Here is a 19,103-nt window from a genome sequence, read left to right on the forward strand (position 1 = left end):
AATATAAATTTTATTATGGCAGATAATTCGTATGATGCGATCGTTGTCGGTTCCGGAATCAGTGGAGGTTGGGCAGCGAAAGAATTAACCGAAAAAGGATTAAAAGTTCTTTTATTGGAAAGAGGACAGAATGTTGAGCATGTCAAGGATTACAAATCAGCTACCCTTGCACCTTGGGAAATACCACATAGGGGAAGAAGGACAGTAGAAATGATTGAAAATCATCCCAATTTAAGAAGGGATTATGTCCTCAATGAACTGAACCTTGACTGGTGGGCCCATGAATCGGATTCTCCTTACATAGAAAAAAAGCCTTTTACCTGGTTCAGGGGATATCAAGTGGGAGGAAGATCGCTTCTTTGGGGAAGGCAGAGTTACAGGCTACACGACATTGATTTTGAAGCCAACCTGAAAGAAGGTATAGCCATAGACTGGCCGATAAGGTATAAAGATCTTGAACCTTGGTACAGTTATGTAGAAAAATTCGCGGGGATTTCCGGAAGCAAGGATGGCTATTCCATTTTGCCAGACGGGGAATTCCAACCTCCAATGCCTTTGAACTGTGTCGAAAAAGATGTTGCAGCACGGATCAAAGAAAAATGGGGAGGCAAAAGAATCATGACCATAGGTAGAGTTGCCAACCTTACCCAGCCTCTTGAAGGAAGGGTGCAATGCCAGTTCAGAAACAAATGTTGGCTGGGCTGTCCGTTTGGAGGCTATTTCAGCACACAATCTTCCACACTTCCGGCCGCCATGAAAACCGGCAACCTAACCCTAAGACCATGGTCTATTGTGACCAGGTTGATTTATGACAAAGACACCCAAAAGGCCACTGGAGTAGAAGTTTTGGATGCAGAAAACAACCAAACGTATGAGTTCAAGGCAAAAATCATTTTCTTATGCGCTTCTGCCTTTAACTCAACTTCCATTTTGATGAGAACAGCTACGGACATTTGGCCGGAAGGGCTCGGTAGCAGCTCAGGAGAATTGGGACACAACGTCATGGACCATCACTTTAGACTGGGGGCCAACGGAGTCGCGGAGGGTTATGAGGATAAGTACTATTTTGGAAGAAGGCCAAATGGCATTTATATCCCAAGGTTCCGAAATGTTGGTGATGACAAAAGGGATTACCTGAGAGGATTCGGTTATCAAGGCGGTGCTTCCAGATCAGGATGGAGCAGAAATGTAGCTGAAATCAATTATGGAGCTCCCTTGAAAGAGGCTTTGAGCGAGCCAGGACCTTGGACAATGGGAATAACAGCCTTTGGGGAAATCCTGCCTTATCACGAAAATACGATCAAACTCAGCAAAGAGGTAAAAGACAAGTGGGGATTGCCGGTATTGGAGATGGATGCTGAAATCAAAGAGAACGAGAAAAAAATGAGGGTGGACATGATGAACGATGCAGCTGAAATGCTGGAAGCTGCCGGTCTTAAAAATGTCAAAACCTTTGATGCTGGATATACCTTTGGACAAGGTATTCATGAAATGGGAACAGCAAGAATGGGCAGGGATCCTAAAACCTCTGTCCTAAACGGAAACAATCAGGTCTGGGATGCCAAAAACGTGTTTGTGACTGATGGGGCCTGTATGACTTCCGCAGCTGCTCAAAACCCTTCCCTAACCTATATGGCTTTGACAGCAAGAGCGGCAAGTTTTGCAGTGGAGGAACTTAAAAAAGGCAATCTTTAACTTAAAAAGAAATTTATCATGGCAATGAACAGAAGAGATGCTCTAAAAAGTGTGGCCCTAATGATGGGAGGGGCAATGGTTGGGGCCAATGTTATCCTTACAGGATGTAAGCCAGAAGACCAGATCATTGGACTTGATTTCTCTCCAAAAGACATCGCATTTTTGGATGAAATAGGTGAAGCCATCATTCCAACCACGGATACCCCCGGAGCAAAAGCAACTGGTATTGGCGCATTTATGGTAATGATGGTGAAAGACACCTATAATGCTGAACAGCAAAAAACATTTGTGGATGGACTCAATCTCATACGCAAGGATTTTGAAAAAGCCAAAGGCAAGGACTTCATGAATGTCACAGTAGAAGACCGTACCGCTTATCTTAATGAGCTTAAATCAAGTGGGAAAACTACTATTGAATCAGACCCTGCCCAAGTGTCAGCGGTTTTGGGAATGCTACAAGACCTGACTGTACTTGGTTATTTCACCTCAGAGATTGGTGCTACCCAACAGCTCCGGTATTTCGAGGCTCCAGGGAGGTACGATGCATGTATAGATTATACCCCTGGAGAAAGGGCTTATGCCATTTAATGAATTGATTTAAACAACGGAGACTGTCTGTAGGCAGTCTCTTTTAATTTCAACCTAGCATGAACAAAAGAAGAAAATTTATTCAAATGAGTGCAGTACTTGGGGCGGGTGCATTTCTACCGCTCCAATTCTGCAACACTAAAAAAGAAGAAAGTACAGGAACCGAAGCAGTAATCGGAGCAACAAGTGGCATCCTGGATGACTTTGGCATTCAACTTTATTCTGTAAAGGAAAATATGGCGGAAGATCCTGTTGCTACTATCCGTGCTATGGCTTCTTTCGGTTATACCCAATTGGAAGGATTTGATGGGGGAAAAGGGATTTTCTGGGGCATGTCCCATACTGAATTCAAGTCACTGATGGATGACTTGGGAGTTGATTTCATCGCATCCCATGCAAACACCTTCCAAAATCTGGATGAACTGGCTGAAAAAGCCGGCGCTATAGGCATGAAGTATTTGATCTGCCCCTGGGTAGGCCCTCAAAAATCAATGGACGATTATAAAAGACTGGCAGATGAATTCAACAAACAAGGAGAAATCTGTAAACAGCATGGTTTGAGGTTTGCTTATCATAATCACGGGTACACATTTGAAGAACTGGATGGTCAGATTCCTCAGGATTATTTGATGCAAAATACAGATCCTGACCTAGTGGATTATGAAATGGACACCTATTGGGTATATACAGCAGGCAAAGACCCCATATCCTACATCAAAAAATACCCAAATCGCTTTGTTTTGGGCCATGTCAAGGACAAGTCAGGTGACCTTCCTTTTGAAGAACCCAATGGTTCCACTTTGATCGGTAAAGGCATCATGGACTTCCCGAGCATTTTAAGGGCAGGAATGGACAATGGTATGAAATATTACATCGTAGAACAAGAAAGATTTGACGGCACTGACCCCATGGAAGCGGCAAAAATCAATGCTGCCTATATGAAAAGTCTTGTTTTTTAAATCAAAAAACCGGCCAAAAGGCCGGTTTTTTTAATCTACAATTCCTCCTTTGATTGTCCTTGAAGTATAAATCAAGAGATAAATAATCACCAATAAGACGACAAGTGCCGCAACTTCAAACTGAGACCATATTTTAGAACGGTTGACTACCCTATCAGAATTCATGGCCAAAATCTTACCCTCCTCCAATTGAATTTGGGAAAGCTTTTCAAGATCACTTATAGCCCGCTCAATATATTTATTATACTCCATCACATTATCTTTATTTATTCCGGTCGCATCGGAATATAGTTGAGCATACTCAGCAATGCGCAGGTTATTTTGGATAATGTTTTTAAAATCATTTAAAAACCCCTCTTCTTTGGTAGTAAGCTTGGTGCTTTCAAAATCCCTCACCAACTGTAAAATTTGCTCTTCATAAGCTATAATTTCGTCAATTACATGAGAATAATCACTTTCAAATTCACAATGATTTACCAATAACTTTATCCTGAATAGCTTCTCAGAAATAGAAAAAATATAACTCTCCACTACCAGCCTATCTTCATAAAAGGAAATGAAACTATCCCCCAGTTCATTAAAATTTTTTCTTTCGAGAACATTCTTCCCAAAGATGAGAAGGATTAAAAATGTTAAGATCAAAGCAGCTTTAAGCTTCCGGTTTTGAAGTTTTGTACGGGACATAATGAAAGCACTTTAGTAATTTGAATGGAGGACACCTCAACAGGAAATATTTCTCAACTAATTAAGATTTTTGGAGGGAAATAACCTAAGGTTTTCCAAAAATATTTAAAACAATAAGGCCTCCATATTGTAGGAGGCCATTGTGATGTGATTAGGTCAATCGCTGCAATCCCGCTGGGGCTTCCCGATATCGGCTCGTTTCACTTTACCTTGTCGGGATAAACTTCTCGCCCTTGACGTTCATCCTAAACTATGTGATCCCGCTGGGGCTCGAACCCAGGACCCTAACATTAAAAGTGTTATGCTCTACCAGCTGAGCTACGGAATCATGTGATTGGAACAATTACTATAAATATCTCTCGGATCAAATAGTATGTCCATTTAATAAACAGAGCATCCTTAGGGGATGCTCTGAAAGTGATCCTGTCAGGACTCGAACCTGAAACCTACTGCTTAGAAGGCAGTTGCTCTATCCAGTTGAGCTACAGGACCTGGATAAAAGTCGGGGTGGCAAGATTCGAACTTGCGACCTCCACATCCCAAATGTGGCGCGATAACCGGGCTACGCTACACCCCGAACTTATTCAATCTCGTTTGAAAAACCTTTTGTTTTCCTTTGTGATCCCGCTGGGGCTTCCCGATATCGGCTCGTTTCACTTCGCCTTATCGGGATAAACTTCTTGCCCGTGACGTTTATCCTTAACTATGTGATCCCGCTGGGGCTCGAACCCAGGACCCTAACATTAAAAGTGTTATGCTCTACCAGCTGAGCTACGGAATCATTTAGGTTTTGATTTGTTTTTTCTCAAATCATTGCCGTAATTGGACTGCAAATTTAAGCTACTGAATTTAAAATGCAAAACCTAAAGCAAATCTTTCTGACAAAATTTATAATATTTTTTTTCGCTTTTTTACAAAGTATTAATTGTCAAGCGAATAACGCCAAGCTAAGTTTAGCAGATTCTTTGTTTGCTGCTCAAAATTACAAAGAAGCTTACGGTGTTTATGTAGATCTACTCGAAAATGAGGAAGCATACAGTCCAGCGATGCTTTTAAAAATGGCTTTTGTGGCAGAAGGCATGGGGGATTTTTCAAGAGCCAGTTTTTACCTCGCTAAATATTATGACCTCAATCCCAACCCAAGGGTAATTACCAAAATCAAATCACTTACCGAACAAAGCAACCTGATAGGGTACGAATTAAACGATGTTGACCGGTTGGTTAAATTCCTGTCCGACTTCCAGACTGAGTTAACCGCGCTCTTCGCTACATTACTTGTAATTTCTCTGATACTTCTATTGGTTTTCAACAAAAAAGCAAACCGTGCCAAATATTATTTACCTTCAGCCTTCTTCATTGTTCTGGTATTTATAGCCAATAACTTTTTTACAGGTCCCAGAACTGGTATTATAACAGGAAGTCCGGCTTTAGTTATGGAAAAGCCCACAGCAGGCAGCAAATTGATAAGTGTGGTGGATCCTGGACATAGGGTAGTCATCCGCTCAACAAAAGATGTTTGGTATGAAGTAAATTGGATGGACAAAAGAGCTTACATCAAAAAGGAACATATCACAAGACTTTAATTAAAAGTTCAAAGGATCCAGATATTTAAAATGCCCATTCATCTGGATCTTTTCTTTTGCTTTTTCAATCCCCCTTAATACCGGAATCACTTTCATCAGATATGAGATTAAGAATTTTGTCCTTTCCGACTCCTTATCCATACTCAACAATTCGTATTCCTCTTCCAGTTTCAATCCAATTTTGTGGGAGTAGGAAAATGAATTTACGTCCAGAGGCTTTAATTCAACCTTTTGCCCCATCAGTCTAAATAGTTCCTTGAGATAAAAAAGGAATTCATTATACAGGCTTTGGGGTATTCGTGGATCATTATCCCTTATTTTTACCCAACCACCTGCGTAAAGCTTATCCTGCATGGGGTTATCGAAAGAAATCAATTCAAAAACCCGTCTGGCCACAGTTTTAATATCCATCCTTCCATCGTCATAGACCTTTGAAATTTCAAGCAACTCCACCTCTGTTCCTAAGGTCATGAGCTTATCAATGTAAACACAAATCCCAAAAGCCCCCCCGTTATCTTTGATATCATGAATGAGTTGTCTATATCTGGGTTCAAAAATATGCAGGTTGAGGTTTTCCCCAGGAAAGGCAACCAATTTCAATGGGAATAAGGGAAGATAAACCTGCATTTTAATTTAACTAGGTATTGGGAAATTGATTTTCATGTTGTCCATGCACTGTTACCGGTCCAAGGTTTCCAATAAAGTCTCAATCTGATCAGGTGACATATAGAGATTTTTTATTTTATCCTTATAGTCATCCTCAAATCCATCATGGTTGAGGATATAATTTTTTGTAGCAAGGATTTGATGCCCCATACCACAAACTATGGCATATCCATCGGCCGTGTATTCTGCCTCCACGACTTTTTCTTTAGAAGTCAGGTACTTGAAACCGAAGCGCATCATATTCCCTGTAGACCTTTTTAAGTAATCCATTATATGCCCCAATTCATGACCAATCCAGCCCACTAATGCATCATTAGGGATCTTTTCAATCGGTATCACTTTATCTTCAAACTCCAAGGTCCTGGTGATTTTGATCCGGTATTTTCTTTTCTCCAAAGGATCCACAAAAAGAGACAAAACTTTCGGCTGGGCCTGCATTACGGCCCCGCTAATCCTCTCTTTGAATTCAAAAGTAATATCTACCTCTTCCAATTCAGGAAAATATTCCAATGCTTCTTTCACCGGACCAAGGATAGCTTTGGGGACTTTTTTGTTCTTGAAATTGACTATTGCGTCAAGGTCTTTTTCGTCTTTTTGAAAATTTGGGGGTGATTGAGCTAGGCTCTGGATAAACTGAGGACTTCCGAGAAGGAAAATCCAAATCAATACTAAATGCATGCAATTCAAACTGTTGAACTACTATGGTACAAAAAATTATCCTATAATCCAATATAAAATGTCACAGAGAACAAAAAAGGAGGGCATTTGGCCCTCCTTTATATATGATTTGGTATTTTATTAACCTTTGCTGGCAATGTAAGTCAACAAATCGAGTACTTTATTGGAGTATCCCCACTCATTGTCATACCAGGACACAACCTTTACAAAAGTTTCACTAAGCTGAATCCCTGCATCCGCATCAAAAATGGAAGTCCTTGGATCTCCGTTGAAGTCAGTAGATACTACGGCATCTTCCGTATAGCCCAAGATACCTTTCAGGTGGGTCTCAGAAGCCTCCTTCATTTTGGCACAAATTTCTTTGTAGGAAGCCGGCTTTTTCAACCTTACTGTCAAGTCCACCACAGAAACGTTAGGGGTAGGCACCCTAAAGGCCATACCTGTCAGCTTTCCGTTAAGTTCAGGGATAACTTTACCTACTGCTTTTGCTGCACCTGTAGAAGAAGGGATGATATTTTGTGAAGCTCCTCTACCTCCTCTCCAATCTTTAGCGGAAGGACCATCCACTGTTTTTTGTGTGGCTGTAACAGCGTGAACCGTAGTCATCAAACCTTCCTCAATACCCCAATTATCATTCAGCACCTTAGCGATCGGTGCAAGACAGTTTGTTGTACAGGATGCATTGGACACAAAGTTCATGTCTGAGGTATATTTGTCATGGTTTACCCCCATTACAAACATCGGAGTATCATCTTTGGAAGGTGCTGACATGATCACCTTTTTGGCACCGGCATCGATATGGCCTTGAGCAGAATCTTTGGTAAGGAAAATACCGGTAGATTCCACAACGTAATCAGCACCTACCTCACCCCATTTAAGGTTTGCAGGGCTTTTTTCCGCTGTTACTCTGATTTCATTTCCATTGACCACCAATTTACCATCCTTGATTTCCACGGTTCCGTCGAATTTACCATGGGTGGAATCATACTTCAACATGTAAGCGATATAATCTACATCAATCAAGTCATTGATGGCAACCACCTGAACGTCAGGCCTTGATTGTGCAGCCCTGAATACCAGTCTACCGATTCTTCCGAATCCGTTGATTCCTACTTTGATTTTGCTCATAGTTATTTTATTTATTGTTGTATGGGTTAGACTTTAAAAAGAAAACCGTTGCTGATAAAATCCATTTTTTTCAAACGGTATGCTTCTCAATAATGTGATAAAATTACCAAATAAATTCTGCCTACCAAAAATATTTAAAAGATTGAAAATGAAGCCATTAATCAAACCCCAAAATACAATCGATTGCGAAATTCCCGAAAAAAATCAACCCACTGATTTTCAGACAAATAATTTTTTTTACAAAAAAAGCGGCCGAAGCCGCCTTTTTTTGTCATTTTTTTAAGCTATCCAGAATTTCATTGAAAGTTTTACTTGGCCTCATGACAGCGGATGTTTTGATTGGATCCGGTTTGTAATAGCCACCAATATCAACCTTCACCCCTTGCACACCATTCAGCTCTTCCACTATTTTGGATTCGTTCTCAGCTAATTGTTTGGCAATAGGGGCAAAAATTTCTTTCAATTCCAAGTCTTTATCCTGTGAAGCCAAAGCTTCTGCCCAATACATCGCCAAATAGAAATGACTTCCTCTGTTATCCAATTCCTTCACCTTTCTTGAAGGAGATTTATCTTCCTCCAAAAACTTCCCGGTTGCCTTATCCAAAGTTTCTGCCAAAACTTTTGCCTTTTCATTTGAAAACACTTCACCTAAATGCTCCAAAGAAACTGCCAGCGCCAAAAACTCACCCAGGGAATCCCACCTAAGGTGATTTTCTTCTAACAATTGTTCAACATGTTTTGGGGCAGATCCTCCGGCTCCTGTTTCAAACAAACCTCCACCATTCATCAAAGGCACAATGGAAAGCATCTTCGCACTGGTACCCAACTCAAGGATAGGGAACAAATCGGTCAGGTAATCTCTCAATACATTTCCTGTTACAGAAATAGTATCCTTACCTTCCTTCATTCTTTGCAAAGTGAATCTTGTCGCCTCAACAGGAGACATGATATGGATTTCCAAACCATGTGTATCATAATTTGGCAAATATTTCTCAACCTTTTTGATCAATTCGGCATCATGGGCCCTGTTTTTATCCAACCAAAAAACTGCCGGCACTCCTGTGGCCCTGGCTCTGTTCACTGCCAACTTCACCCAATCCTGTATTGGTTCGTCTTTGGTCTGGCACATTCTCCAGATATCCCCCTGCTTTACCTCATGTTCGATCAAAACAGTACCATCCTCAGAAAGGACTTTAACTGTCCCATCCCGAGGTATTTCAAATGTTTTGTCATGAGAGCCATATTCCTCTGCTTTTTGGGCCATCAGTCCCACATTGGGTACAGATCCCATGGTGGCAGGATCAAATGCACCATTTTTCTTACAGAAATCAATGGTTTCCTGATAAACTCCCGCATAGCATCTATCCGGGATAACCGCTTTGGTATCCTGTTGCTTCCCTTCTTTGTTCCACATTTGCCCCGAAGAACGGATCATGGCAGGCATTGAAGCATCTATGATGACATCACTCGGTACATGGAGATTGGTAATTCCTTTATCAGAATTCACCATCGCAAGCTCAGGCCCATCAGCAAGACAAGCCTCAATATCAGCTTCAACCTCTTTCCTCTTCCCTTCCGGAAGATTGGCAATTTTTGCAAGAAGGTCTCCTAAGCCGTTATTGACATCCACACCGATCTGTTTGAACAAATCCCCATGTTTTTCAAATACGGGTTCAAAAAATACTTTAACTGCATGGCCAAAAATGATAGGATCTGAAACCTTCATCATCGTAGCCTTCAAATGTAAAGAGAAAAGGACACCGGCTTTTTTGGCGTCTTCCTTTTGTTCTTTCAAAAATTTCCTGAGTTCGTCCACGCTCATTACCGCAGCATCAATGACCTCACCTTCCTGAAGGGACAGTTTTTCCTTAAGTACAGTAATGGATCCATCTTTCCCATGGAGTTCTATCCTTACTGAGGAAGGTTTTTCTATGGTAAGGGATTTTTCACTGCCGTAAAAATCCCCCTGATTCATACTGGCCACATGGGACTTGGCGTCTGCACTCCACTTGCCCATACTATGCGGGTTATTTTTAGCGTATTGTTTCACCGCTAATGGCGCTCTTCTGTCGGAGTTACCCTCTCTCAAAACAGGATTCACCGCACTGCCTTTAACTTTATCATAGCGTGCCTTGATGGATTTCTCCTCCTCAGTTTTTGGCTCATCCGGATAATTGGGTAAAGCATAACCTTTTTCCTGAAGCTCTTTGATGGCAGCTTTCAACTGTGGGATAGAAGCAGAAATATTGGGAAGCTTCACAATATTTGCTTCAGGGCTTTTGGCTATCTCCCCTAACTCCGACAGGTCATCGTTAATTCTTTGGTCAGGCTTTAAATATTCTGAAAACTGGGAAATGATCCTTCCCGACAAGGATATATCCCTGGTTTCTACGACTATACCCGCCGAACCGGTAAAGGCTTTGACTATTGGCAAAAAAGAATAGGTCGCCAATGCCGGAGCCTCATCCGTAAGGGTATAAATAATCTTGGCTGTTTTACTGGTCATTTTTACTTATTGTGAATAGATGAATTTATTTGGAAGAAGTAGCTCATAAGAAATTTTGGAAAATCAGGGATAAAATCTGATTCAAAAGAAGAGAGCTATTTCAAAATTGCGGGCTAAATTAAATAATTTATGCGAGTTTCAAAGTTTGATTACATCAAGGGAAAATATGGCATTTTGGATAAACTTTAAGGACATTGGTCATCCTTTCAACTTAAAAGCATCAGCATCTTTCCAAGCAGGGAATTTTTCCCTGTATTCAATTAATGCTTTGTGGTCAAGGGTAGCAAATAGGACATTTTCTTCATCGTCTGAATAGACCAATGTTTCACCTTTAAAGTTATAGACTGCAGAATGGCCAGAATAGGGAATGGCATTGCCATCTTTTCCAATTCTATTGACGCCTATGGCATAGCTTAAATTCTCAACAGCCCTCGCTTGAAGCAAAATATCCCAAACACCAATTCTCGGGCTGGGCCAACTTGCTACATAGAAAATCAGGTCGTATTCCAGTTCATCATCCTCAACTGTATTCCTACTCCAAACCGGGAATCTCAAATCATAACAAATCTGGGGAAATATTTTCCATCCCTTTAAGGGAAAAACTTCTCTTTGGGTTCCCATGGAGTAATGGGCGTCTTCATCAGCCATCCTGAAAAGATGCCTCTTATCGTATTTATTGACAGTGCCATCTGGTGACACCCACAACAATCTATTATAGAACTTTCCTTCTTCCTTGATTACCAAGCTCCCTGTAATCACAGCCTGGGTTTGGGCAGCCATCTGGCGCATCCACTTTGTTGTAGTAAAATTCATGGGTTCTGCCACTTCAGCAGCATCCATCGTAAAACCTGTGGAAAACATCTCCGGCAAAATGACCAGATCTACCTTTTGATCCAGGTTCATAATTTTTTCTTCCAGCATCGCCAGATTGGCGGTCCTGTCTTTCCAATACAAATCAGTTTGAACAAGTGCGACGGTAAGATCAGAATTTAGCATTTCTTTCAGGAATGGAATAAGAAAAAACCAACAAGATATCTTGTTGGTCAGCATTTTTTATCTCAAAGGATAGATCATCCGATAGTCTGTCGGCACCTTTCCTTTACTTACATCTATGAGTTTGCTCTGTACCAATCTTTTTTTCAAACCTTTAAGGTAATCAACAAATAGAATACCTTCCAAATGATCGTATTCATGTTGGATTACCCTGGCGGTCATTCCGGAAAACTCTTCTTCTTTAAGGTTCCAGTTCTCGTCAAAATACTCAATGGTAAGTTTCTCAGGTCTGATTATTTCAGCCCTTACCTCAGGGATGCTGAGACAACCCTCTTCAAAACCATAATGATCACCATATTCGTCCAAAATAATGGGATTGATAAATGCCCTCCTGATTCCTTTCTCTTCGTCATTTTCATCCAACATCAGCGTGGAATCAATCACAAACAAACGGATACCTTTGTTGATCTGGGGAGCAGCCAAACCCACGCCATTGGCATGGTCCATGGTACTGAACATATCCTGGATAAGATCATGGAGGTTTTCTCCTTCGGTAATTTCTTCAGCCTCACGCTTCAATATAGGGTTGCCATAAGCAACAATGGGATAAATCATAATTGTTCCAAGTAAGATTGTAGGATAATTGCGGCACTCACCTTATCCAGATTTCCTGTTTTTTCTTTTCTGTCCTTTTTTTTACTGCCCATGGCAATCATACTTTGCATGGCCATTTTGGAAGTGAATCTTTCATCAATCATCACCAGTTTCTTGTCGGGGAAGATCTTTGAAAGCCGGTCTTTCAGACTGATCACCCTCGGGGTCATTTCATTGGGATTTCCATCCAGGTTTTTGGGATAGCCCAAAACGATAGTTTCTACCTCTTCTTTTTGAAAGTAGTTTTGAAGAAACGTAATCAGTTTTGAGGTTTCCACCGTTTCCAGGGGATTGGCCACAATCTTCAACGCATCTGTAACGGCAATTCCAGTCCTTTTGGTTCCCAGATCTATGGCTAAAATCCTACCCATTAATTATTCCTGATTTTCTTTTTGATTTTTCTTAGGACTTCCTTTTCCAACTGAACAGCCTTTGGAAATAAAAGTTCATCTTCTATCTGGGCATGTATGATCAGTTCCCTTTCAAAATTCTGTAGCTCATGGTACAGCACCTTCATACTGATAGGAGCGTCCTCCGGCAAAAAATAATTCTGTGTGAGTTTTCTGATCCCCTCCATTTCATCATCATGCGCTTCATGGGCCTCAGACAGAGCAGCCACCGGACTTTTCTCCAGTATTTTAATCGATTCCTCTAAAGGGAATTCATCATTCTCTAACTCCTGCAAGAGTTTAATTCTTTGAAACAGCCTGTTTTCTTCTTCGTGAATGTGATGGATAAAATCTTCCACAAATAAGGGAAACATAATCCGCAGATCTGATAGCACCGCATTGTAAGCAAGGTCTTCTACCTGAATCCCCGACACCATATTGGACAAAAACGGCAGTTCTTGCCTGACAAAATAATAATGCTTCCTTTTTAAATAGGCTACCAAAACTTCTATGGGATGCAGAAAAAGCTCGTCCTTTTCGGGCTCTTTCCTTTGCGCCCAGGCCTCAAGTTCATTGATCAATTGCTGGGGTTTGATTTTGAATCTGTCACAAACTTCCTGAAGGGAGTTTTGCTCATATTGAAAAAAACTGATTCCGAAATAATGAAGGACTGCCGCAAAGACATAATTTTCAGATACTATGTCTTTGATCGGATTTTTTTCTATATTTCTGAAACTGTCCATAGCGGCAAAATTAAGCCATTTTACATAAATAAAGTTAAAAGGCCTATCAAAATCGATTTTATTTCGTTTATAAAAACGAAATGATCGAGAATACTGTTTTAAGTATATTGTGATGAAATTTCACCAAGCAAACAATTTAATCGGAGGATAACGTGAGCGAAATCAAAAACACCAAACAGCAAATCAGATTACCCCTTCTTCTGGCTTTGGCTATCTCGGCCGGTATTTGGATAGGTGCGACATTTGCAGAACCGAAAACAGATAGAAATGACCTGAAGGCTGCCATTTACAAGCTTCAGGAAATTATTACATATATCAACAGGGATTATGTGGACAGTGTCAACACCAATGAATTGGTTGAATATGGCATTCAGAGAATGTTGGAAAAACTGGATCCACACTCTTCCTACATTCCGGCCAAAGATGCCACCTTGGCCAAGTCACAACTGGACGGTGAGTTTGATGGTATCGGAGTAGAATTTGGAATCATCCGTGATACGATCTATGTAGTGGCCCCACTTACAGGCGGTCCTTCTGAGAAATTGGGGATACAGTCCGGCGACCAAATCATCAAAGTTGATGGAAAAACAGTGGCGGGGACAGGCATTACCAACCGTGATGTTTTTGATTTATTGAGGGGACCAAGAGGCTCAAAGGTAATTATTGAGATCAAAAGGAAAAACCAGAAAGACCTGATTCCTTATGAAATCACCAGAGATAAAATCCCGCAATACTCTATCAATGCTTCATATATGGTCAATCAGGAAATTGGCTACATAAAAGTAACAAGATTTGCAGCTACTACCCATGAAGAATTCAAGAAAGCCGTAAGGGAACTGAAAGATCAGGGCATGAAAAAACTGATCCTTGACCTACAGGGCAATCCAGGGGGCTACATGGGTGCAGCTATCAATATAGCGGATGAAATACTTTCCGAAAATGCCCTGATCGTATCCCAAAAAGGTAAAGTGAACCGCTATAACCAAAAAGCTTATGCGGTCAAACCGGGGCTTTTTGAAGATGGTTCCATAATCGTACTGATCAATGAGGGAAGTGCCTCTGCTTCAGAAATCGTTGCCGGCGCCATTCAGGACAATGACCGTGGACTTATTGTAGGAAGAAGATCTTTTGGAAAAGGATTGGTCCAAATGCCGATAGATCTATCAGATGGTGCGGAATTGAGATTGACCATTGCGAGGTATTATACCCCCTCAGGCCGATCCATTCAGAAACCTTATGGAGAAGATCAGGACTACTCTTCGGACTGGACTTATAGATTTGAACATGGGGAATTCTTCAGCGCTGACAGCATCAAATTCAATGATAGCCTGAGGTTTGAAACATTGTCCGGAAGAACTGTATATGGAGGCGGTGGTATCATTCCTGATTTCTTTGTACCCTTGGACACCACCATGAGCAGTGCCTATGTCAACAGACTCTTCAATTCGGACTCCGCTAGAGAATTTATCCTCGATTACCTCGACAAAAACAAGAAGCAGTTTGAAGGTATGAGCTTTGAATCCTACTATAAAAACTTCCGGATTACAGACGATATGCTTCAAGCGCTTATCAAGGTTGGAGAGAAAAATAAAGTAAAATTCGATGAGAAAGACTTCAGGAAATCCAAAGATTACTTAAAGATCCTGCTCAAAGCCCACATGGGCAGAAACATCTACGATGACAATGCCTTCTATAAGGTAATCAATGATATCAATGAAATTTACCTTCAGGCTTTGAACCTATTTGGAGAGGCAGAAAAATTGGCCTTCGCGCCTAAATCAAAGGAATAATTAACGTTTCATTCATTCGTTCAAACAAAAAGGGAGTCCTTGAAAGGCTCCCTTTTTTTATTAATGATATAATGCCGTTAAGTTAAGGAATGTGATTAAATAGATTTGTAATTCATTGAGTATTTCAGTTTAGCTCTGAATTTCCGCTTGAATACCTGGTTTCTTCTTGAATATTCTATTTTGGAAGCGATTTTCTTTACATATTTCTGGATAATCTGCTCCAATTCACCAATTAAATCTCTGATTTTAAGAATCAGGGATTTTGTTTTTGACAATGCATAAGTTTTATTGATTATCAAGGTCCTTGCTGACTTTGATGTCCGTCCTGTTTTGGTTTTTGGCTCCACATCATAGCAAAGAATATTGCAGAGTGATATGATCAGGGTCTTAGCATAGAAGTCCTGCTGGACCGCCCATGCTGTTTTGCCGGAAAAATCAGATACTTCAAGTCTTGATTTGATCAGTTTATATGCTTCTTCTATTCCCCATCTCTGTTTGTACAGGTTTATTAGAGAGGAGGCTGTATATTTTTTCCTGTCCAACAGCGAAGTCGCATATATTGAAATCTTACCCTTCTTATTCTTTTTCTTGATCAGTCTTACGGTCATGGTTTGGGATAACGAGGGATACTTTTCAAGCAGCCATCTGTATTTTGGAGGGAGTATTAATGTATATTCCGCATCAGAGGAACTACTTCGGGAAAAATCTTCGACACATTTCCACCAATTGTCTTTCATCCTGAAAAGAAAGTCGGCCCCTTTTCCTTTCAATTCGAAAAAAAGTCTCAGTGATGCATAATACCTGTCGCACACAAGAAGATCCCCTTCTTTAATATGTCCAAGATGGGCATGACATAGGGTGGCTTCCGAAGTGGTGTAGCTTTCCATACCGGCATCCAGTACAAGGCCGTTGTAAACATCATACAGGTAAGATATCCTGCTCATGTAATGTCCCGCATCCGCATTGGGCCCAAAACCATGATAGCTGAACTTCTCTGACATGGAGGGATGATCCGGGAGTTCAAGTGTTGAACCATCAACAGAAAGCACCCTATGCCCCTTCCATTTCTTGAACTTTGCATGTTGGTAAAAAAGACTGCAGATCAAACCGTTAAGCTTTTTAAAAACTGTATAGCACAGTTTTTTCCTGGCCTGGGTAAATGCACTTTTAGTGGGCGATAAGGAAGATTCCCCAAAAAACTCTTCAAGGCAGATATTAAGTCCTTTGTTGCTCTTTGACAAAATAAAAAGCACAAGAACTTCAAAGGAAAAGAAACGGTCACGAAGAAAATCTTTCACCGAAGTCCTACTTTCGATGATAAATTTTTCATAACTTAGTTTTAACTTGAATTCATTTACAATTAAAGTTTTAAGGCTTCCAGCACTCCCTGCTTTCGGAAGCCTTATTTTATACCTCTAATATAATGAATTTCAGTTAATTAACCACTAACTAAACGGCATTAATTAATGATATGTAAATACCAACAAGAGATTTGAGAATCAGTGTAAGCCTTTGTTTTTTTTATACTATCTTCAAACTATTAACCCAGAATGACCTATGAAAAAGATGTTTTTCATTTTAGCAGGAATTATCTATTTATCCGTCATGAGCCATACTGTAATAGCCCAGGCCAAAATTACCCATATCGCAGTTTATGTTAAAGACCTGAAGAGGAGTGCAGATTTTTATTCGAATGTCTTCCGATTCCCTGAACTCGACGAACCCTTTAAGGATGGTCTTCATGCCTGGTTTGATATTGGCAACAACCTTTCACTCCATGTTATTCAGGCTCCTTGGGAACCCATCACGATCAATAAGAATAACCATATATGCTTTAGTGTTCCCGATATGGAAAAATTTATCACTAACCTAAACGACCTCGGGGTAGAATTCGAAGATTGGCCTGGTAATAAAGGTAAAGTAAACATCCGCCCTGATGGGATCAAACAAATTTATATCCGGGACCCGGATGGCTATTGGATAGAAATCAATGATGAATTTTGAATCCGAAATTTAAAAATTAAGCAAAAACAAAAGCACTTCGGGTTCGAAGTGCTTCTGTTTTAAAATTTGGACACTACCTGTTATTGGTAAAGTGAAGAAGGCCATTTGTCATTTCCTGAGTTGATATCGGTTATCACTTTATCAGGGTCAATTTCCACGGCTACTACTTTTTTATCCACCCTCAAAAGATGGTTCCATTGATTGCCTTTGAACCAAATCTCTACGGGCAGCTTTCTTCTTTCCTTTTCACCGTCTTCATAAGTGATTTCCAACAAGACCGGCATAGGCATCTCGCCTAAATTGGATAGACTGACCACGTAGTTGGCTCCATAAGGATAGACACCATTGATGGCCAGATCAATATTGGCATTGCTGTAAAACCATCCCTTCCAGAACCAATCGAGGTTTTCACCCGACACATTTTCCATATGGTTGAAGAAATCACTTGGCTGCGGATGCTTGTATGCCCAAGTCCTGATATATGACCTAAATGCCTTATCAAATATTTCAGGCCCCAAAATATATTCCCTTAGCATAATCATGCCCAATGCCGGCTTATAATAAGCTACCATTCCCAGGTTGTTGGGCTGTGTACGGTCAGGATGGGTGGCAGTAGGCTCTCTGTCCTTGTTGGTCAACCAACCCGTATAACGTCTGGTCTGGATCAAGTTATTGGTATATTCGCCGTTATTGAAGGCTAAGTAAGAATAATAGTTGATAAAGGTATTGAAGCCTTCATCCATCCATGCATGCCTTCTTTCGTTGGTACCCACGATCATTGGGAACCAATTGTGGCCAAATTCATGGTCAGTAACTCCCCAAAGTCCCTCTCCTTTGGCCTTGAAACTGCAGAAATTCAAACCTGGATATTCCATTCCTGCTACATTGGATGCCACATTGACCGCTACAGGATAAGGGTATTCATACCACATTTCGGAATAATGCTCAACTGATGCTTTGCTGTATTCTGTAGACCTGCCCCATGCTTCCTGCCCATCACTCTCTTTTGGATAGACAGATTGTGCCATGGCTTTTTTTCCACTTGGAAGATTGATCCGTGCTGCATCCCAGATAAAAGCTTTGGAAGAGGCAAATGCTACATCCCTCGTATTTTTCATCTTAAAATGCCAGGTAAGCATTCCATCCTGCCTTGGACGTGTATTGGCGTAGTCTGTGATTTCATCAGGAGAAATGATATAAACGCGCTCATCGCTTTCAGAGGCTGCTTTCATCCTCCTCTGCTGTTCACGTGTCAGCACCTGGGAAGGGTTAACCAGCTCCCCTGAACCAACCACAATATGGTCAAAAGGAACGGTTATCTTGTAATCAAAATCACCATATCCCAGATAAAACTCCCCTGCACCTAAATAAGGATCTGTATTCCAGCCGGTCACGTCATCAAATACCGCTACCTTGGGATACCACTGGGCAATGGAATAAATCACACCATCCTCTACCTGTTGACGGCCCATACGGTCCATACCCTTTTCAGGAATTTTAAATTCAAAATCCATGGAAACAGTGGCCCGTCCCCCATTGGCCGGAATGGGCTCGGAAAAAGTCACTTGCATCCTGGTATCACTGATAAAATAATCAGAGGTTACCGGCTTGTTTTTTCCGGCAACCTGAGCTTTTACATTACTGATTTTATACCCTCCGTCAATATCCCCACTGTACCTATTTCCCTGCACAGGCGTCGTCAGGGTACCACGGGACTCTGGCGTAAACCTATTTTGTTCTAATAGCAACCAGACAAAATCCAGGTTCTCCGGACTGTTGTTTTTGTAGGTAATGTGTACTTTCCCTTTTATCACATGTTCTTTTTCATCCAAAGTAGCCTCCAACTGGTAATCTGCTCCATTTTGCCAGTAAGCAGGACCGGGCTTTCCGGAAGCTGTCCTGTAAGCAGTACCCTGACGGTAGCCAATTTCGGTGAAAGCTTCATCCCTGTGGTCTGTCACCGTCATCTGCCCAAATACAGATGTTGAAATCCCCCATAAGATCAGAAGGGAAAAAATTTTAAATTGCTTCATTCTATACATA

17 protein-coding genes and 4 tRNA genes are annotated in these 19,103 nt (G+C 41.0%); 6 read left to right on the plus strand and 15 right to left on the minus strand.

Annotation, left to right across the window (positions count from 1 at the left end; translation table 11 throughout):
• Positions 1–15: 15 nt before the first annotated feature.
• The 3 genes from BC751_RS21615 to BC751_RS21625 are packed head-to-tail and all read left to right on the plus strand — an operon-like array spanning position 16 to position 3,242.
• On the plus strand, positions 16–1,695 hold the full coding sequence (locus tag BC751_RS21615; RefSeq protein WP_130277425.1) for a GMC oxidoreductase: 1,680 nt from the start codon (positions 16–18) through the stop codon (positions 1,693–1,695).
• A gap of 18 nt (positions 1,696–1,713) precedes the next feature.
• On the plus strand, positions 1,714–2,283 hold the full coding sequence (locus tag BC751_RS21620) for a gluconate 2-dehydrogenase subunit 3 family protein (protein ID WP_130277426.1): 570 nt from the start codon (positions 1,714–1,716) through the stop codon (positions 2,281–2,283).
• Positions 2,284–2,342: 59 nt separating this feature from the next.
• On the plus strand, positions 2,343–3,242 hold the full coding sequence (locus BC751_RS21625; protein ID WP_130277427.1) for a sugar phosphate isomerase/epimerase family protein: 900 nt from the start codon (positions 2,343–2,345) through the stop codon (positions 3,240–3,242).
• 30 nt (positions 3,243–3,272) lie between these two features.
• On the opposite strand, the gene BC751_RS21630 is transcribed toward BC751_RS21625, so the two are convergent.
• The 5 genes from BC751_RS21630 to BC751_RS21650 all read right to left on the minus strand — a co-directional run bounded on the left by BC751_RS21630 (position 3,273) and on the right by BC751_RS21650 (position 4,707).
• On the minus strand, positions 3,273–3,926 hold the full coding sequence (locus BC751_RS21630; RefSeq protein WP_130277428.1) for an MCP four helix bundle domain-containing protein: 654 nt from the start codon (positions 3,924–3,926) through the stop codon (positions 3,273–3,275).
• A 255-nt stretch (positions 3,927–4,181) separates the two neighbouring features.
• Positions 4,182–4,254, minus strand: a tRNA-Lys gene (locus tag BC751_RS21635).
• Positions 4,255–4,344: 90 nt separating this feature from the next.
• Positions 4,345–4,418 (minus strand) — tRNA-Arg (locus BC751_RS21640).
• A gap of 10 nt (positions 4,419–4,428) precedes the next feature.
• Positions 4,429–4,503: transfer RNA gene (locus BC751_RS21645), tRNA-Pro, on the minus strand.
• Positions 4,504–4,634: 131 nt separating this feature from the next.
• Positions 4,635–4,707 (minus strand) — tRNA-Lys (locus BC751_RS21650).
• Positions 4,708–4,891: 184 nt separating this feature from the next.
• Here BC751_RS21650 and BC751_RS21655 point away from each other — a divergent pair.
• Entirely contained in the window at positions 4,892–5,509 is a 618-nt protein-coding gene (locus tag BC751_RS21655) for an SH3 domain-containing protein (RefSeq protein WP_341272853.1), read from the plus strand.
• On the opposite strand, the gene BC751_RS21660 is transcribed toward BC751_RS21655, so the two are convergent.
• From BC751_RS21660 to BC751_RS21695, 8 genes are all read right to left on the minus strand, one after another.
• Positions 5,510–6,136 (minus strand): LON peptidase substrate-binding domain-containing protein, encoded by a 627-nt coding sequence (locus tag BC751_RS21660; RefSeq protein ID WP_130277430.1) that lies wholly within the window; start codon positions 6,134–6,136, stop codon positions 5,510–5,512. It abuts the gene before it with no gap.
• A 51-nt stretch (positions 6,137–6,187) separates the two neighbouring features.
• Positions 6,188–6,853: a hypothetical protein gene (locus BC751_RS21665; RefSeq protein ID WP_130277431.1), complete on the minus strand. Its 666-nt coding sequence runs from the start codon at positions 6,851–6,853 to the stop codon at positions 6,188–6,190.
• A gap of 120 nt (positions 6,854–6,973) precedes the next feature.
• The gene (gene gap / locus BC751_RS21670) at positions 6,974–7,981 is read right to left on the minus strand and encodes a type I glyceraldehyde-3-phosphate dehydrogenase (protein ID WP_130277432.1); all 1,008 of its coding nucleotides are present in this window, start codon (positions 7,979–7,981) and stop codon (positions 6,974–6,976) included.
• Positions 7,982–8,252: 271 nt separating this feature from the next.
• A complete protein-coding gene (locus BC751_RS21675) occupies positions 8,253–10,487 on the minus strand; it encodes an NADP-dependent isocitrate dehydrogenase (RefSeq protein WP_130277433.1) in 2,235 nt (744 codons plus the stop codon).
• A 198-nt stretch (positions 10,488–10,685) separates the two neighbouring features.
• Positions 10,686–11,483 carry an amidohydrolase gene (locus BC751_RS21680; protein ID WP_130277434.1) on the minus strand — a complete coding sequence of 266 codons (798 nt, stop codon included), beginning with the start codon at positions 11,481–11,483 and terminating at the stop codon, positions 10,686–10,688.
• A gap of 57 nt (positions 11,484–11,540) precedes the next feature.
• Entirely contained in the window at positions 11,541–12,095 is a 555-nt protein-coding gene (gene def / locus BC751_RS21685) for a peptide deformylase (protein WP_130277435.1), read from the minus strand.
• The gene (ruvX, locus tag BC751_RS21690) at positions 12,092–12,505 is read right to left on the minus strand and encodes a Holliday junction resolvase RuvX (protein ID WP_130277436.1); all 414 of its coding nucleotides are present in this window, start codon (positions 12,503–12,505) and stop codon (positions 12,092–12,094) included. The genes def and ruvX overlap by 4 nt, the downstream gene beginning before the upstream one ends.
• The gene (locus BC751_RS21695) at positions 12,505–13,266 is read right to left on the minus strand and encodes a hemerythrin domain-containing protein (RefSeq protein ID WP_130277437.1); all 762 of its coding nucleotides are present in this window, start codon (positions 13,264–13,266) and stop codon (positions 12,505–12,507) included. The genes ruvX and BC751_RS21695 overlap by 1 nt, the downstream gene beginning before the upstream one ends.
• A gap of 152 nt (positions 13,267–13,418) precedes the next feature.
• Here BC751_RS21695 and BC751_RS21700 point away from each other — a divergent pair, with 152 nt between their 5' ends.
• Positions 13,419–15,056 carry a S41 family peptidase gene (locus BC751_RS21700; protein WP_130277438.1) on the plus strand — a complete coding sequence of 546 codons (1,638 nt, stop codon included), beginning with the start codon at positions 13,419–13,421 and terminating at the stop codon, positions 15,054–15,056.
• Between the two features lie 95 nt (positions 15,057–15,151).
• On the opposite strand, the gene BC751_RS21705 is transcribed toward BC751_RS21700, so the two are convergent.
• Positions 15,152–16,354: an IS4 family transposase gene (locus BC751_RS21705; RefSeq protein WP_165389799.1), complete on the minus strand. Its 1,203-nt coding sequence runs from the start codon at positions 16,352–16,354 to the stop codon at positions 15,152–15,154.
• 259 nt (positions 16,355–16,613) lie between these two features.
• Here BC751_RS21705 and BC751_RS21710 point away from each other — a divergent pair, with 259 nt between their 5' ends.
• Complete coding sequence (locus tag BC751_RS21710; RefSeq protein WP_130277439.1) at positions 16,614–17,060, plus strand: VOC family protein; 447 nt, start codon at positions 16,614–16,616, stop codon at positions 17,058–17,060.
• A gap of 80 nt (positions 17,061–17,140) precedes the next feature.
• On the opposite strand, the gene BC751_RS21715 is transcribed toward BC751_RS21710, so the two are convergent.
• Complete coding sequence (locus BC751_RS21715; protein WP_207226937.1) at positions 17,141–19,093, minus strand: M1 family metallopeptidase; 1,953 nt, start codon at positions 19,091–19,093, stop codon at positions 17,141–17,143.
• Positions 19,094–19,103: the final 10 nt, after the last annotated feature.

Origin of the sequence: Cecembia calidifontis (assembly GCF_004216715.1) — a bacterium.
Lineage (GTDB): Bacteria > Bacteroidota > Bacteroidia > Cytophagales > Cyclobacteriaceae > Cecembia_A > Cecembia_A calidifontis.

Excerpts from the sequence above, each read along its gene's own strand:
- gap (WP_130277432.1), bottom strand. The coding sequence starts at position 7,981 with ATGAGCAAAATCAAAGTAGGAATCAACGGATTCGGAAGAATCGGTAGA.
- BC751_RS21620 (WP_130277426.1), top strand. The coding sequence starts at position 1,714 with ATGGCAATGAACAGAAGAGATGCTCTAAAAAGTGTGGCCCTAATGATG.
- BC751_RS21630 (WP_130277428.1), bottom strand. The coding sequence starts at position 3,926 with ATGTCCCGTACAAAACTTCAAAACCGGAAGCTTAAAGCTGCTTTGATC.
- BC751_RS21715 (WP_207226937.1), bottom strand. The coding sequence starts at position 19,093 with ATGAAGCAATTTAAAATTTTTTCCCTTCTGATCTTATGGGGGATTTCA.
- BC751_RS21695 (WP_130277437.1), bottom strand. The coding sequence starts at position 13,266 with ATGGACAGTTTCAGAAATATAGAAAAAAATCCGATCAAAGACATAGTA.
- BC751_RS21675 (WP_130277433.1), bottom strand. The coding sequence starts at position 10,487 with ATGACCAGTAAAACAGCCAAGATTATTTATACCCTTACGGATGAGGCT.
- BC751_RS21710 (WP_130277439.1), top strand. The coding sequence starts at position 16,614 with ATGAAAAAGATGTTTTTCATTTTAGCAGGAATTATCTATTTATCCGTC.
- BC751_RS21665 (WP_130277431.1), bottom strand. The coding sequence starts at position 6,853 with ATGCATTTAGTATTGATTTGGATTTTCCTTCTCGGAAGTCCTCAGTTT.
- BC751_RS21680 (WP_130277434.1), bottom strand. The coding sequence starts at position 11,483 with ATGCTAAATTCTGATCTTACCGTCGCACTTGTTCAAACTGATTTGTAT.
- ruvX (WP_130277436.1), bottom strand. The coding sequence starts at position 12,505 with ATGGGTAGGATTTTAGCCATAGATCTGGGAACCAAAAGGACTGGAATT.
- BC751_RS21625 (WP_130277427.1), top strand. The coding sequence starts at position 2,343 with ATGAACAAAAGAAGAAAATTTATTCAAATGAGTGCAGTACTTGGGGCG.
- BC751_RS21615 (WP_130277425.1), top strand. The coding sequence starts at position 16 with ATGGCAGATAATTCGTATGATGCGATCGTTGTCGGTTCCGGAATCAGT.
- def (WP_130277435.1), bottom strand. The coding sequence starts at position 12,095 with ATGATTTATCCCATTGTTGCTTATGGCAACCCTATATTGAAGCGTGAG.
- BC751_RS21660 (WP_130277430.1), bottom strand. The coding sequence starts at position 6,136 with ATGCAGGTTTATCTTCCCTTATTCCCATTGAAATTGGTTGCCTTTCCT.